General features: G+C 68.5%; 14 protein-coding genes. 8 read left to right on the plus strand and 6 right to left on the minus strand.

Features of this window, described 5'->3' with window-relative positions:
• Window positions 1-3 precede the first annotated feature (3 nt).
• Genes ACZ5PP_RS19655 through rsmA form a run of 4 tightly spaced genes read left to right on the plus strand, consistent with a single transcriptional unit; the run spans window position 4 to window position 5,760 of the window.
• Window positions 4-2,538: an LPS-assembly protein LptD gene (locus tag ACZ5PP_RS19655; protein WP_464826497.1), complete on the plus strand. Its 2,535-nt coding sequence runs from the start codon at window positions 4-6 to the stop codon at window positions 2,536-2,538.
• Between the two features lie 30 nt (window positions 2,539-2,568).
• Entirely contained in the window at window positions 2,569-3,885 is a 1,317-nt protein-coding gene (locus ACZ5PP_RS19660) for a peptidylprolyl isomerase (RefSeq protein ID WP_004299811.1), read from the plus strand.
• Window positions 3,882-4,898 (plus strand): 4-hydroxythreonine-4-phosphate dehydrogenase PdxA, encoded by a 1,017-nt coding sequence (gene pdxA, locus ACZ5PP_RS19665; protein ID WP_464826498.1) that lies wholly within the window; start codon window positions 3,882-3,884, stop codon window positions 4,896-4,898. The genes ACZ5PP_RS19660 and pdxA overlap by 4 nt, the downstream gene beginning before the upstream one ends.
• Window positions 4,899-4,941: 43 nt before the next feature.
• Window positions 4,942-5,760, plus strand: coding sequence for a 16S rRNA (adenine(1518)-N(6)/adenine(1519)-N(6))-dimethyltransferase RsmA (gene rsmA / locus ACZ5PP_RS19670; protein WP_012585021.1), 819 nt, complete (start codon window positions 4,942-4,944; stop codon window positions 5,758-5,760).
• Between the two features lie 67 nt (window positions 5,761-5,827).
• Here rsmA and ACZ5PP_RS19675 read toward each other — a convergent pair whose 3' ends face one another.
• The 6 genes from ACZ5PP_RS19675 to ACZ5PP_RS19700 form a co-directional block, all read right to left on the minus strand.
• A complete protein-coding gene (locus ACZ5PP_RS19675) occupies window positions 5,828-6,019 on the minus strand; it encodes a YgaP family membrane protein (protein WP_004299818.1) in 192 nt (63 codons plus the stop codon).
• A 147-nt stretch (window positions 6,020-6,166) separates the two neighbouring features.
• Entirely contained in the window at window positions 6,167-6,853 is a 687-nt protein-coding gene (locus ACZ5PP_RS19680) for a Crp/Fnr family transcriptional regulator (RefSeq protein WP_464826499.1), read from the minus strand.
• 4 nt (window positions 6,854-6,857) lie between these two features.
• The gene (gene xth, locus ACZ5PP_RS19685) at window positions 6,858-7,622 is read right to left on the minus strand and encodes an exodeoxyribonuclease III (RefSeq protein ID WP_464826500.1); all 765 of its coding nucleotides are present in this window, start codon (window positions 7,620-7,622) and stop codon (window positions 6,858-6,860) included.
• 69 nt (window positions 7,623-7,691) lie between these two features.
• Complete coding sequence (locus ACZ5PP_RS19690; protein WP_464826501.1) at window positions 7,692-8,069, minus strand: hypothetical protein; 378 nt, start codon at window positions 8,067-8,069, stop codon at window positions 7,692-7,694.
• Window positions 8,070-8,103: 34 nt separating this feature from the next.
• Entirely contained in the window at window positions 8,104-8,838 is a 735-nt protein-coding gene (locus ACZ5PP_RS19695) for a hypothetical protein (protein ID WP_464826502.1), read from the minus strand.
• Window positions 8,839-8,846: 8 nt separating this feature from the next.
• Window positions 8,847-9,407 (minus strand): YidH family protein, encoded by a 561-nt coding sequence (locus ACZ5PP_RS19700; protein ID WP_464826503.1) that lies wholly within the window; start codon window positions 9,405-9,407, stop codon window positions 8,847-8,849.
• A gap of 254 nt (window positions 9,408-9,661) precedes the next feature.
• Between ACZ5PP_RS19700 and ACZ5PP_RS19705 the strand changes: the two genes are divergently transcribed.
• From ACZ5PP_RS19705 to ACZ5PP_RS19720, 4 genes are all read left to right on the plus strand, one after another.
• Window positions 9,662-11,929, plus strand: coding sequence for a GAF domain-containing sensor histidine kinase (locus tag ACZ5PP_RS19705; RefSeq protein WP_464826504.1), 2,268 nt, complete (start codon window positions 9,662-9,664; stop codon window positions 11,927-11,929).
• Between the two features lie 34 nt (window positions 11,930-11,963).
• Complete coding sequence (locus ACZ5PP_RS19710; protein WP_276661010.1) at window positions 11,964-12,707, plus strand: response regulator transcription factor; 744 nt, start codon at window positions 11,964-11,966, stop codon at window positions 12,705-12,707.
• Window positions 12,708-12,842: 135 nt separating this feature from the next.
• The gene (locus ACZ5PP_RS19715) at window positions 12,843-13,238 is read left to right on the plus strand and encodes a response regulator transcription factor (RefSeq protein WP_276661006.1); all 396 of its coding nucleotides are present in this window, start codon (window positions 12,843-12,845) and stop codon (window positions 13,236-13,238) included.
• Window positions 13,239-13,360: 122 nt separating this feature from the next.
• Window positions 13,361-13,996 carry a DUF3313 domain-containing protein gene (locus ACZ5PP_RS19720; protein WP_043742852.1) on the plus strand — a complete coding sequence of 212 codons (636 nt, stop codon included), beginning with the start codon at window positions 13,361-13,363 and terminating at the stop codon, window positions 13,994-13,996.
• Window positions 13,997-14,016 lie beyond the last annotated feature (20 nt).

The raw sequence follows: 14,016 nt of genomic DNA on the forward strand, positions 1-14,016 counted from the left end.
CGCATGCTTCCGAATACGCGCATTCGACTGATTCCACTGCTCCTGCTGGGCCTGTCGGGCGCTGCATTCGCGCAAACCATGCCCGCGCTTCGGGTGGCGCCCGAGCTGCTGCGCCAGGCGTCGCCGGCCACGCCGGAGCGACCCGCGACGCCGGTGCAGGCCTCCCCCGCGGCGGCCTCTGCCACGCCACCCCCGGCTGCACCCGCTCCGACCCCGGCGCCCGTCTCCGCACCCGCGGCCGTCGCACCCGCACCGGCACCCGCACCGGCACCCGCACCGGCACCCGCACCGGCACCCGCGGCCGTCGCCAAGCCGCCGGTGGTCGCCGCGCCTGCCCCCGCCGTCGAGCGACCCGCGCTCGCCCCGGGCGAGACCGCGGTCAGCGCGCTGCGCATCCATGGCGAGCGCGGGATCGAGCTGGTCGCCGAGGGCGAGGCCGAGCTGCAGCGCGACGACACCCTGCTCACCGCCGACCGCGTCACCTATCGCGAGCCGACCGACGAGGTGCTCGCCGAGGGACACGTGGTGCTGAGCCGCGGTGGCGACACGATCCGCGGGCCGAAGGCCACGCTGGTGGTGGGCGACCGTGTCGGCAGCTTCGAGACGCCGACCTACGAGCTCTCGCGTGCGCGTCCGCCCGCGCTCGCCGGCGACGCGCCGCGCACCGTGGCCGGCAGCGGCGAGGCCGATCTGCTGCGCCTGGAGGGCGAGAACCAGTACCGCCTCGCCAACGCGACCTGGACCACCTGCAGCCCGCAGGACCCGGACTGGTACATCAAGGCGCGCGAGCTCGAGCTCGACTACGACCGCGAGGTCGGCACCGCCCACGCCAGCTCGATCGTGTTCATGGACACGCCGATCTTCTGGATGCCCTGGGCCGAATTCCCGCTCAGCGGCCAGCGCCAGTCGGGGCTGCTGCCGCCCACCTTCGGCTCGTCGAACAAGACCGGGGTGGACTTCACCCAGCCGTACTACTGGAATATCGCACCCAACTACGACGCGACCCTGGCGCCGCGCATCATGACCCGGCGCGGCGTCCAGTTCGGCGGCGAGTTGCGCTATCTCGGCGAGGACTCCCAGGGCACCACGCGCCTCGAGTGGATGCCGAACGACAAGGTGACCGGCGAGGAGCGCAGGCTCGGCTCGATCCAGCACCAGCAGCGCTTCGCCCCCAACTTCTACGGCACGCTCGACCTCAACGCGGTGTCCGACGACGGCTACTTCGAGGACCTGTCCTCCAACATCGGCGTGGCCTCGCGGGTCAACCTGCTGCGCGAGGGGCGGCTGATCTACACGGGCGGCTGGTGGACCGCCTCCGCGCTGGCGCAGCGCTACCAGACGCTGAACCCGGATCCGGACGTGCGCAACGTCGAGCCCTATCGCCGCCTGCCGCAGTTGCGCCTCGACGCCGTGCGCGCCGACCTCGCCGGCGGCATGGCCGGCCTGCTCGAGACCGAGTTCGTCCGTTTCGCCCATCGAGAGAGGGATCGCGACGAGGCCGCGCGCGTCGTCGCCTATCCGCAGCTGTCGTTGCCGATGCAGGGCGCGGCCTGGTTCGTCACGCCCAAGGCGGGCGTGCATTACACCAGCTACGACATCGACCGCGTCGCGGCGACTTCCGGCAAGCCCGAATCGATCACGCGCTCGGTCCCGATCGTCTCGCTCGACTCCGGCCTGTTCTTCGAGCGCGAGACGAACTATTTCGGCAGCGACTACCTGCAGACGCTCGAGCCGCGGCTGTTCTACCTGCGCGTGCCGAGCCGCGAGCAGTCGGACATCCCGCTCTTCGACACCAACCGCTTCGACGTCGGTTTCGCGCAGATCTTCGCCGAGAACCGCTACTCGGGCAGCGACCGCATCGGCGACGCCAACGACCTCACCGCGGCGCTTACCACCCGCTTCATCGATGCGGAGACCGGGGTCGAGCGCCTGCGCGCGCTGATCGGCCAGCGCTACTACTTCTCCGACCAGAAAGTCTATCTGTACGACGAGGACGAACTGCGCCGCGCCGGCACCGGCAACGAAATCCTCGCCGGTCTCGGCGGACGCATCACCAGCACGGTGACGGTGGATTCCTACGCCCAGTACAACACCGAGACCAGCCGCACCGAGCGCCTCAACGCGAGCGTGCGCTACCAGCCCGGCTTCGCGCGCACCCTCAACCTGAGCTACCGCTACGCGCCCAACCTGCGTGTCGATCAAGACATCGTCGGCCTCGAGGACATCGACGTCTCCGGCCAGTGGCCGCTCGCGCGCCAGTGGTACGGCGTCGGTCGAGTCACCCACTCGCTCAAGGACGACCGCATCACCGAGGCGGTCGCGGGTATCGAGTACGACGGCGGCTGCTGGGTGTTCCGCACCGCGGTGCATCGCTTCGCGATCGACGAGGACGACGTGACCAACGCCATCTTCATCCAGCTCGAACTGAACGACCTCGCCGGGATCGGCTCGAATCCGCTCAGCCTGATCAAGCGCAGCGTCCCCGGCTATGGCAAGATCAACGACTCCTCGGCCAACCGCGTGTTCGGCAACAACTGAAGCCGGTTCCGCGCTTCCACCTCCAAACACATGAAACGACTCCTTTTCCGCTCCCGCGTCGCAATCGCCATCGGCCTCGCGGCCACCACGCTCGCGCTGCCGGTGCATTCCGCGCCGCGCGCGGTCGAGGTCGACCGCATCGTCGCGGTCGTCAACAACGAGGTCATCACCGGCCTCGAGCTGCGCGCGCGCATCGAGCAGACCCGCCGCCAGCTCGCCCGCCAGGGCGCCCAGCTTCCCCCCGAGGAAGTCCTGCAGCGCCAGCTGCTCGAGCGCCTGATCGTCGAGCGTGCCCAGCTCCAGCTCGCGCGCGAGTCCTCGCTGCGCGTGGACGACGTCACGCTCGACCGCGCGATCGAGCGCATCGCCTCGAACAACAAGCTCTCGATCGACCAGTTGCGCGCCACGCTGGAGAAGGATGGCGTCACGTGGAGCCGCTTCCGCGACGAGATCCGCAGCGAGATCCTGCTCACCCGCCTGCGCGAACGCGAGGTCGACAGCCGCATCGTCGTCACCGACGCCGAGATCGACAACTTCATCGCCAACAACCCGGACGCCTTCTCCGGCCAGGAGTTCGCCGTCGCCCACATCCTGCTGCGCACGCCCGAGGGCGCCTCGCCGCAGCAGGTCGAGGCGGTGGCCAGGCGCGCCGAGCAGGTGATGGCGCGGCTGCGCTCGGGCGAGGACTTCGCCCGCGTCGCCGCCGAGGTCTCCGACGCGCCCGACGGCCTGCAGGGCGGCAGCCTGGGCTGGCGCCCGCTCGATCGCCTGCCGGCCCTGTTCGCCGACGCCGTGCGCCGCATGCGCCCGGGCGAGACTTCGCCGGTGCTGCGCAGCGCCGCCGGCCTGCACATCGTGCGCCTGGTCGACGCGCGCGGCGGCGGTGCGGCGGCGGTGCAGAAGCTCGAGCAGACGCGCGCGCGCCACATCCTGATCAAGACCTCCGAGGTCCTCTCCGACGCCGATGCGGAGGCCCGCCTGCTGGCGATCCGCGAACGCGTGGTCAATGGCGCCGACTTCGCCGAGCTGGCCAAGGCGAGTTCGGCCGACCTCTCCGCCGCCCGCGGCGGCGATCTCGGCTGGCTCAACCCGGGCGACACCGTGCCCGAGTTCGAGCGCGCGATGAACGCGCTGCGGCCGGGTGAGGTCAGCGCGCCGGTGCGCTCGCCTTTCGGCTGGCATCTGATCCAGCTCGTGGAGCGCCGCATGCAGGACGTCACCGACGAGCGCAAGCGCGCCGCCGCGCGTCAGGCCCTGCGCGAACGCAAGGCCGAGCAGGCCTACGAGGACTGGTTGCGCCAGCTGCGCGACAGCACCTACGTCGACTACCGCATCGAGCGCGAATGAGTGTCGCCGCGGAAGCGGGGCGCAGGCTCGTCGCCATCACCAGCGGCGAGCCCGCGGGGGTCGGCCCCGAGCTGTGCCTGCGCCTGGCCGAGCGCGCCTGGCCGCTGCGCCCGGTGGTGCTCGCCGACATCGGGTTGATGCGTGCGCGAGCCGTGGCGCTCGACAGCGCTGTGGGCGTGGTCGAATTCGACGCCGCGCGGCCCGCGCCCGAGGGCGCGGTCGAGGTGCTGCATCTGCCGCTCGCGGCGCCTTCCCGGGCCGGCGTGCTCGATCCGGCCAACGGCGCCTACGTGTTGCGCTTGCTCGACCGCGCGATCGCCGGCTGCCTGCAGGGCGAGTTCACCGCCATGGTCACCGCGCCGGTGCACAAGGGTGTGATCTGCGAGGGTCTCGGCGCCCACGAGACCATGCCCTTCACCGGCCACACCGAATACCTCGCCGAGCACACCGGCACGCCGCGGGTGGTGATGATGCTGGTGGGCGGCGGCCTGCGCGTCGCGCTGGCGACCACCCACCTGCCGCTCGCCGCGGTGCCGGCGGCGATCACGCCGCAGGTGCTCGAAGAGACCCTGCGCATCCTGCACGCCGACCTGCGCCGCCACTTCGGCCTCGCCGCGCCGCGCATCCTGGTCGCCGGGCTCAACCCGCACGCGGGCGAGGGCGGCCACATGGGGCGCGAGGAGATCGACGTCATCATCCCGGTGCTCGAGCGCCTGCGTGCCGAGGGCATGCAGCTGGTCGGCCCGTTGCCCGCCGACACCCTGTTCGTGCCGCACACGCTGGCGCAGGGCGATGCGGTGCTGGCGATGTACCACGACCAGGGCCTGCCGGTGCTCAAGCACGCCAGCTTCGGCGGCGGCGTCAACGTCACGCTCGGCCTGCCGATCATCCGCACTTCCGTAGACCACGGCACCGCGCTCGACCTCGCCGGCAGCGGCCGCGCCGATCCGGGCAGCCTGTTCGCCGCGCTCGAGCTGGCGATCGCGATGACGCAGGCGCGCGCCGCCGCCTGAGCGCGGCGCAGCCAGGCCGGGCTGCCCCGGCGAAAGGAAATCCATGCACGACTTCGACACCGACGGCCATCGCGCGCGCAAGCGCTTCGGCCAGAACTTCCTCTCCGACCCCAACATCATCCGCAAGATCATCGACGGCATCCGCCCGCAGCCGGGCGAGCTGATGGTCGAGATCGGCCCCGGCCTGGGGGCGATGACCGACCCGCTGATCGAGCGTCTCGGCCACCTGCACGTGGTCGAGATCGACCGCGACCTCATCGCCCGCCTGCACGAGCGCTACACGCCGGCGCAGCTCACGGTGCACGAGGGCGACGCGCTGAAGTTCGACTTCGGCAGCCTTTGCGCTGGCGAGGAGGGGGGCGTCGGGCCCAGGCTGCGCATCGTCGGCAACCTGCCCTACAACATCTCCACCCCCATCCTGTTCCACCTCGCCGGCTTTGCCGACCAGGTCAAGGACATGACCTTCATGCTGCAGAAGGAGGTGGTGATGCGCATGGTGGCCGAGCCCGGCACCGAGGAGTACGGACGGCTGTCGGTGATGCTGCAGTACCGCTTCCGCATGGGGCGGCTGTTCGACGTGCCGCCGGGCGCCTTCCGTCCGGCGCCCAAGGTGATGTCCAGCATCGTGCGCATGGCGCCGCTGCCGGCGGAGCAGCTCGGCGCGCGCGACGAGGCCTTGCTCGGGCGCATCGTCGCCGCCGCCTTCGGCCAGCGCCGCAAGACCCTGCGCAACACCTTGCGCGAGTTCATCGACGACGCCGGGCTGCAGGCGCTCGGGATCGACCCCGGGCTGCGTGGCGAGAAGCTGTCGGTGGAGCAGTACGTCGCGATCGCGAATGCGTGCGCGGGGCGAGAGGGGTGAGGCGCCAAGTCGAGAGGCGCGTGAAAAAGCCGGCGGTGCGCCGGCTTTTTCGTGGGGTGGGGCGTGCTTACTTCTTGCCGAGCGGGCAGGTGTTCATGCCCAGCATCGTATAGGCGGGGCACCAGCCGAGCAGGCCGGTGGCGAGCGGGACGATGCCGATCCAGGCCCACACCGGGCCGCCGAACACCGCCCAGGCGAGCAGCGCGATACCGGCCACGATGCGAAGGATCTTGTCGGCGCCACCAACGTTCGTTTTCATGTGTGTTCTCCTTGGATCGGATGAGGTGAGTGGCCGGATTGGACCACGCCCGGCCGGCTGCGGTCTGTAACCGAGGTTACACAGCCCGTACCCGATCCGGGATGCTACGCCGGTCCGCCCGGGAGCGGGATCCCGGAGGTAGGTGGCTCAGGCCGCGCCCTTGCCCTCGGCGGCCATGCGGCGCAGTCCCGGCGGGTCGATGATCTCGACCTGCTCGCGCGCGAGCTTGACCAGGCCTTGTTCGGCGAAGCTCTTGAGCAGCCGGCTGACGATCTCGCGCACGCTGCCGAGCTCGTCGGCGAGCTGCTGGTGGGTGACGTGCAGCACCCGGCCCTTGCCGAGCAGCAGCGCCGCGAGGCGCTGGTCGAGCTTGCGGAAGGCGACCTCCTCGATGAGCTGCATCAGGTCGGCGATGCGCTCGGCAAACAGGTGGAAGACGAAGTCGCGGAAGGGGCGTTCGCCCATCAGCTCGTCGAACACCGCCTTCGGCAGCAGCATCAGCAGGGTGTCGGACTCGGTGACGCCGCGCGCGTTGTAGTCCTCGTGGCCGAGCAGGCAGGATGAGGAGATGATGCAGGTCTCGCCCGGGCCGACGCGGTAGAGCGGCAGCTCGCGCCCGCTCGGCGCGCACTTGCTCACCCGCACCGTGCCCTCGACCACGAAGGGAAAGCCCTCGCAGGCCTGGCGGTCGTCGAATAGCATCGCGCCCGCGGGCACGTGCATCCAGTGCGCGCTTTGCAGCAGGCGGGTGCGCGCCGGTGCCGACAGCTCGGCCAGCACCGGGTAGCGGGCTTCGAGGCGCCCGGCGTCGGTCGGGGAGGTGCTGGCGCTCATCGCTTCAGGCCAGTTCCAGCACCACCGGCGCGTGGTCCGACGGCCGCTCGAGGCGGCGCGGTTCCTTGTCGACCACGCAGCTGCGGCAGGCCGCGCGCAACGCCGGAGACACCAGCAGGTGGTCGATGCGCAGGCCGAAGTTGCGCCGGAAGGCCATCATCCGGTAGTCCCACCACGAGAACGCGCGCTCGGGCTGCTCGAAGAGGCGGAAGGCGTCGATCAGGCCGAGGTCCTGCAGCGCGCGGAAGGCGGCGCGTTCGGGCGCGGAGACGTGGATCTCGTCCTTCCAGTCGGGGTGGGCGTCGCGGTCCTCGGGCGCGATGTTGAAATCGCCGGCCAGCACCAGGCGTTCGTGCGTCTTCAGCTCCTCGCGCAGCCAGTCGGTCAGCGCCGCGAGCCAGCGCAGCTTGTACTCGAACTTGTCCGAACCCACCGCCTGGCCGTTGGGGAAGTAGCCGCACACCACACGCACGCCCGCGATGGTGGCGGCGATGATGCGCTTCTGCTCGTCCTCGAAGCCGGGGATGTTGCGCACCACGCTGGCCTCGGCGATCGGCTGCGGGCTCAGGATGGCGACGCCGTTGTAGGTCTTCTGGCCGATGAAGACGGCGTGGTAGCCGGCGGCTTCAAGCTCGGCGACCGGGAAGGCCTTGTCCTCGAGCTTCAGTTCCTGCAGGCACAGCGCATCAGGGCGGTTGGTGGCGAGCCAGTCGAGGACCTGGGGCAGGCGGACCTTGAGCGAGTTGACGTTCCAGGTGGCGATCTTCATCTGTGGCATCGGCAATTGAAGCAAGGCCCGCCATTGTAAGCCGCCGCTTCATAAGTCGCCGGTTCGTGATCAGTGCTTTCTGGCAATGCGGGTGACCAGCCCGCGCAGAAGCAGGTAGGGCAGGATCGCCAGCGTGAAGGCGACGAGGATGACTTCGGCCGGATACACGAAGCGCAGCACGATGATCTGGTACACGACGTCGAGCACGACGGCGAGGATGAACACCTTGCCGACGCTCTTCCAGCCATCCTTCAACATGTCTACCCGGTGCTCCGGGCTGGTCGCCAGTGCCCAGAAGTAGGGCGGCTTGCCGGTTCGGGCATCAAGCAGCCCGGCCTTGATGGCGAAGATCGCCGCCATGAGCGGTTGCAGCAGCAGGCGGAACTTCAGCGGGCCGCTCACGCGATCGCTCATGTTGTCGAGGATGCGCATCCAGATGTCGTCCATTGCTGGTTTCTCCGTAAAAAGAGGAAGGTCGCCGTCAGCCCAGCGGCAGCAGGATGAGGCCGTAGAGGAGGCCGCCCGTGATGAAGGGCCAGAAGCGGCCATCCTTTTCCGTCGGCAGTTCCAGGATCAGGCTGTTCATGATCACGGCGCCCGACAGAAAGGCGAGCAGCAGCGGGATCAGGCTCGCCGGCAGGTCGAGCAGCGCCGCGCTTGCCCAGCCGGCGAGGGCCATGCCCGCGAGGATGAAGCGACCGCTGCGGTAGTAGTCGTCACCGTATTCGTGGCTCAGTTCGCGGTTGATCGCGACACAGTGGAAGCCCATGGCCACCGCGTACAGCTCGATGGCGGCGTGATGCGCTTCGAGTCCGCGCAGCAGCAGATAGCCCATCAGCCAGGCGTAGGCGGCGAAGCCCCCGATCTGGATCTGGAAGTCCAGGCGATCCGGCTTGCCCTCGCGCGCGCTCAACTGGCGCGTATGGAAGTGCCGGATGCCGTAGAAGCTCAGGAATCCGGCCAGGGCCAGGTAGTAGATCGCCTTGCCTTCGTACGGCAGCGCCATGGCGGCAGCTTCCGTGAACGCATGGCGTGCGCCGTGGAGTTCCGGCATGACGTGAAGAAAGACGTAGGCGGCCGCCATTCCTCCGCCGAACGAGGTGAGGCTGCGCGGCGTGAGCAGCCGGCCGAGAATGTGCGTGCGCTCGCCGACGACGAAGGTGGCTGCCAGCAGCACCGCCGCGAAACCCGTTTCGAGAAGGCTGTGGGCTTCCATGCCGCCGCTCAGAGCAGGTGCGCGATGATGCTCACGAACACGCCCAGGCCCACGAAGGAGATGATCAGCGCCATGATGAACGACGGGCGCTTCCAGATGGCGATCGAGGCGACGGGCCGCATGCCCTTGATTGAAAACCAGTACTCGACGGTGCCCATGACCATCGCCAGGGTGCCGAGCCCGACGAGGAAGAGGCCTACGTTGCGCGGGTCATATTGCTGGGCGACCAAATTGACGTCGCCGCCCTTGAGCCCCTCGAGCACCTTGTAGATGGTGAAGCCGAAGCTGATCATCGACAATGCGGTGCGCAGCCACGCCATCAGCGTGCGATCGGCGCCCATCACCGTGCGCTTGATGGCGAGGACGGTGCGGTCTTCGGCAAGCTCGTTGGACGACTTGAGCTCGTGTGCGAGCGCCTTGGCCGCCTTGGTCTCGCTGGCCTGGGGGCGTCCGGGGCCTGCACCCGAGAACACGCCCTTCAGCTTTCCGGTCAGGGACGGGTGGGATGGCGGCGTTTTGCGGCTCGAGGCCAGTGCGCCGTCCGCTGCTCGCTTGTCGTCGTCTGTCACATCGGACTCCTGCACAGAGGGCCATCTGCTTGTGATAAAAGCGGGTCGGGGGGTGATCGGGGGATTAGCGAACCCGCCATGCTGCGCCCGGCGCGCGCTCGAGAGGCCCGCAGATCGGATTGCTCGCACCTTACGCGCAGCGCTTCGTCGAGGGCATTGGACCTTGGGCTTAGTCGGGCCGGGGTGCCCGACGATCACCGCTGTTTGCGCTGGGCTCGTCAGTCGAGTCGGTTTCTAACGGAGTCTTGGCATCGATGTTGAACGCGACGGAAGCCGGCTCGCCGGACAACCAGGGCGCCAATGCGTGCGCCGACGCGCAAGGGCGCACAAGTGCTGCCGCCGCGGACAATTTCAGCTTCCTGGCGCTGGCGTCGGCGCTCTCCTCCAGCCTCGTTCGCGCCCAGTCCGCGGAGCTCGATGAACAGGTCCGTAATGCCTTGCAGCGCATCGTCGAGTTCTTCGATGCGGATCGGGGCATCCTGTGCGTCGTGGCGCATGCCGACCGCCGTGTGCTGATCCGCGACTGCGTGCAGCGGGGCGGCGCGAACCTGCCGTTGAGCACGCCGGATGCGGGGGCGATCTTCCCGTGGCTTTTCGACGAAGTCGTTGTCCGGGGGCGCGTGGTGAGCATTCCGTCGATCGATCGACTGCCGCCCGCAGCAGCGCTCGATCGCGCCGGCCTGAGCGGCTGGCAAGTCCGGTCTGCCCTGTTCGTTCCCATCTCGCATGCAGGCGGGGTCGAGTTCGTGCTCGGGCTGGGCTGCAGTCGTGACGACCCGGGCTGGACCGACGAGACGATCGGCCGCCTGTGTCTGCTCGGGGAAACGCTTGCCGGTGCGCTGCGGCATCAGGCCCTCGAACAGAAGCAGGCCGACTCGCTGCGCTTCGAGCGGGTGATCGCCGATGCGTGCGCGCGCTTCGCAGGAGCGTGGTCGGATCAGATCGACACGGAGATCGAGCGCGCCCTGAAGGACGTGCTCGATTTCACCGGGGCCGATCAGGCCGGATTTTTCGCCACGGTGGAGACCCCCGGGCATCTCCGGCTGACCCATCTGAATCATGCGGAGGGCATCGTTCCGGCTGAAAAGCAGGTGGTGCCCTATGATCGCATCTGCCCTTGGTTGTATGACATGGTCGTGAATCAGCGCCGCCTTTATTGCTTTCACCGCTGGGACGAGATCCCCATCGAGGCCGAGGTCGATCGTCGCTATCTCGAGATGAAGGGGACGCGCTCGGGCCTCTACATTCCCTACGTCGTCGGCGGTGAGGTGCGGCACGTCTTTGCGCTGATCAGCAACACCGCCGAAATGCGCTGGGCGCCGGTGCTCGTCGAGCGCATTCAGGCATTGGGGGGCGCTTTTGTGAGTGCGCTGGCGCGCAAAAGCGTCTTCGACGCCCTGCGGCGCAACGAAGAAGGCCTGCGCGAGGCGCAGCGCATCGCGGGGCTCGGCAGTTGGGAGTGGGACGTGCAGACCGATGCGGTGTGGACCTCGCCGCAGACCGATCTGATCCTCGGCTCGAAAGCGGGGTCGTTCAAGGCCTTCATGAACAGGGTCCCCGAAGACGAGAGGCCTGCACTGACGCAGGCCGTCGAGGCCTGCCTGTCGGGGGTGCCTGTCCGCCAGCGCATCCAGCACCGCATCCTCGCTGCGGGTGGGGAAGAGCGTTTCGTCGAGAACCATTTCGAGCGGATCGCGGGCGGCCCGGCCTCCGGGCCGCGTGTCTTCGGCACGCTGCAGGACATCACGCTTCGCCGCCGCGACGAACTCGAGCTCGAGGGCCTGCGCGCGGAACGCTGGCATGCCGATCGCGTCGCGCAGATCGCGGTGATGACCTCGTCGCTGGCGCACGAGCTGAGCCAGCCGCTCACTGCCATCCTCAGCAATGCGCAGGCCGGGCTGCGAATGCTCAGGGCCGGTGCCTTGCCCGCCGAGGAAGGCGAGGCGATCCTCGAGGACATCGTGGCCGACGACAAGCGTGCCGCTCAGGTCATCGAATCCCTGCGTGCGATGCTGCGCCGCCGGCCCACCGAGCGCCAGCGCGTGGAGATCGCGCAACTGGTGCGGGACGTCATGGGCCTGATGCATAGCGAACTGGTCATGAACGATGTGCGGTTCGAGCTCGATTTGCTTGCCGAGGGCTGCATCGAGGTCGATCGGGCGCAGATCCAGCAGGTCCTCATCAACCTGATCATGAACGGCATCGAGGCCATGCACGAGCTTCCGCCCGGCGGCCGCCTGCTGAGCCTGACGGTGACGCGAGACGAGCGTGGGGGAGTGAAGTTTTCCGTCGCGGACGTCGGCCATGGGCTGGACGTCGAGGACCCGGGCGAGTTGTTCCAGCCCTACTGGACGACCAAGGCGACGGGCATCGGCATGGGGCTTGCGATCTGCCGGTCGATCGTCGAGGCGCAGGGCGGGAAAATCCGGGGCGAGAACAACGCGGGCCCGGGGGCGACCTTCAGCTTCACCTTGCCCGCGCGCGCTGATCGATCGGGGATCGCGCATTCATTCTCCGGCTAAGATGCAGCCTTGCCCTGTGTCAGGAACTTTGCAGATGCTGCGGTCCGACCCCGACGCGCCGGTGATCGCCGGTGAGCCCACGATCTTCGTCGTCGATGACGATGACAGCCTGCGCCGAGGCCTTGTGCGGCTCTTGCGTGCGGCCGGTTTCAAGGTCGAGGCTTTCGGTTCGGCGCCCGAATTCCTGCAACGCCTGCCCATCATCGAGCATGGATGCATGCTGCTCGACGTGCAGATGCCCGTCGTGACGGGGCCGGACCTGCACGGCGAACTGCTGGCGCGCGGCATCGCCTTACCGGTCGTGTACCTCACGGCACATGGCGATCTGCCCACCGGCATCCGGGCAATGAAGAACGGCGCGGTCGATTTTCTGCAAAAGCCGGTAGACGAGTCCGTGCTGGTCGAGACCCTGCGCGAGGCGCTTGCACGCCACGCCGTGCTGCAATCCAGGGACCAGCAGGTCGACGAGATCGCCGACCGTCTCGCGGCGCTCTCGGGCAGGGAGCGCGAGGTGCTCAAGCTCGTCATCGACGGCCGCCTCAACAAGCAGATCGCCGATGACCTGGGGATCTCGATCAAGACCGTCAAGGTCCATCGCGCCAATATGATGAAGACCATGGCCGTGCGTTCGGTGGCCGAGCTCGTGCATCTGTGCGAGCTGGCCTCGAGCGGATCGGGCGAGTGTCTCTTCGGCGCTCGCACGGGGCCGCACTGCGCGCGCCGTGCCTGCCTGAATTCGGGCGGCCGTTGCGAAAGGGCGCCTCGCCCGCGGGCTTGACCCAGCCCAGGCCTGTGGCCCAGGCCGTGTCGAGGGATCTTGCCCAGGCTGGGGATAGGACCAAGGTCCAATGGCGCGGTTTCGCCTCTGCCAATACCGTCCTGATACTCCATCAACCGGTGCCCAGGGGCTGTCATGGCGGCTGCGTTCTGCGTGTATGTCGTCGACGATGACGAATCCGTCCGCAAGGCGCTGTCCAGGCTGTTGTGCGCCAGCGGATATCAGGTCAAGGCCTATGCCCAGGGCGAGCAGTTCCTCGCCGAGCTGGCGCCCGATGCGGTGGGCTGTCTTCTGCTCGACATGACGATGCCCAGGCTCTCCGGGCTGCAGACGCAGATCCGGATGCGCGAGTTGGGGCGCGATCTTCCGGTCGTCGCCGTGTCGGCACTCGACGACAACCAGGTCCGCGAGCGCGCCCGCGAGCTGGGCGCCCGTTTCTTCCTGCGCAAGCCGGTCGATGACCAGGCGCTGATGGACGCCATCGCCTGGGTCAGCGCCGGCGACGCCGGCACCCCGCGCGCCCTGCGCTAGGACCAAGGTCTAATGGCATGCGGGTGGGCCGGTCCGTAGAGTGGCAGCGAGCATTGCCGCGGGTGGGGCCTCGGCGCTCCAGAGCCCCCGCGGTGTCCGATTCCGCAACTTCAGGAGGCAGCATGTTCGCCAAGCGCGCACTTTTCATTGCAGGGCTTCTTTTCGTGTCGGCGCAGCAGGCGTTTGCTGCCGACACCCGATTCATCGACAACATGCCCGAGCTGGTCAAGGACGCCGATCGGCCGGGAGCGATGATCTGGACGAAGCCGGGTCTCGACCGTTCGGCCTATACCAGGGTGATGATGGCGCCCGTGCAGATCTTCATCAGCCCGGATTCACCCTATCAGGGGATCGATCCGAACGAGATGAAGGTGCTGGCCGACAGTTTTCACGAGGCTCTGGTCAGGACGCTCGAGCCCGAGATCCCGGTGTTGAGTCAGGGCGGTCCGGGCGTGATCTACCTCCGTTCGGCGATCACCAACGTGAAGCTGAGCGAGCCCAAGCGCGGCCTGCTGAGCTACACGCCGGTGGGCTTCGTCGTGCATGCGGTCGCCAGTGCGACGGGCGCACGGGTGTCCATGAACGAGGCCGCACTCGAGGTCGAGATGCTCGACGCGGTCAGCGGCGAGCGCCTGGGCGTGCTCATCGACAAGGCCCCCAAGGCGCCTGAAGGTGACGCCCTGTCGTGGGACACGATCAAGAGCAACTTCACCTTCTACGCCGAGCGCTTCAAGGCGCGCATGCTGGCGGGCAAGTGAGGCAGGCGGGGCGAGCGGGC

The sequence above is a fragment of the Thauera sp. DNT-1 genome (assembly GCF_055393985.1).

What these genes read in the sequence shown, in the direction of transcription:
- ACZ5PP_RS19655 (WP_464826497.1), top strand. Translation starts at nt 4, where the DNA reads ATGCTTCCGAATACGCGCATTCGACTGATTCCACTGCTCCTGCTGGGC.
- ACZ5PP_RS19660 (WP_004299811.1), top strand. Translation starts at nt 2,569, where the DNA reads ATGAAACGACTCCTTTTCCGCTCCCGCGTCGCAATCGCCATCGGCCTC.
- pdxA (WP_464826498.1), top strand. Translation starts at nt 3,882, where the DNA reads ATGAGTGTCGCCGCGGAAGCGGGGCGCAGGCTCGTCGCCATCACCAGC.
- rsmA (WP_012585021.1), top strand. Translation starts at nt 4,942, where the DNA reads ATGCACGACTTCGACACCGACGGCCATCGCGCGCGCAAGCGCTTCGGC.
- ACZ5PP_RS19675 (WP_004299818.1), bottom strand. Translation starts at nt 6,019, where the DNA reads ATGAAAACGAACGTTGGTGGCGCCGACAAGATCCTTCGCATCGTGGCC.
- ACZ5PP_RS19680 (WP_464826499.1), bottom strand. Translation starts at nt 6,853, where the DNA reads ATGAGCGCCAGCACCTCCCCGACCGACGCCGGGCGCCTCGAAGCCCGC.
- xth (WP_464826500.1), bottom strand. Translation starts at nt 7,622, where the DNA reads ATGAAGATCGCCACCTGGAACGTCAACTCGCTCAAGGTCCGCCTGCCC.
- ACZ5PP_RS19690 (WP_464826501.1), bottom strand. Translation starts at nt 8,069, where the DNA reads ATGGACGACATCTGGATGCGCATCCTCGACAACATGAGCGATCGCGTG.
- ACZ5PP_RS19695 (WP_464826502.1), bottom strand. Translation starts at nt 8,838, where the DNA reads ATGGAAGCCCACAGCCTTCTCGAAACGGGTTTCGCGGCGGTGCTGCTG.
- ACZ5PP_RS19705 (WP_464826504.1), top strand. Translation starts at nt 9,662, where the DNA reads ATGTTGAACGCGACGGAAGCCGGCTCGCCGGACAACCAGGGCGCCAAT.
- ACZ5PP_RS19710 (WP_276661010.1), top strand. Translation starts at nt 11,964, where the DNA reads ATGCTGCGGTCCGACCCCGACGCGCCGGTGATCGCCGGTGAGCCCACG.
- ACZ5PP_RS19715 (WP_276661006.1), top strand. Translation starts at nt 12,843, where the DNA reads ATGGCGGCTGCGTTCTGCGTGTATGTCGTCGACGATGACGAATCCGTC.
- ACZ5PP_RS19720 (WP_043742852.1), top strand. Translation starts at nt 13,361, where the DNA reads ATGTTCGCCAAGCGCGCACTTTTCATTGCAGGGCTTCTTTTCGTGTCG.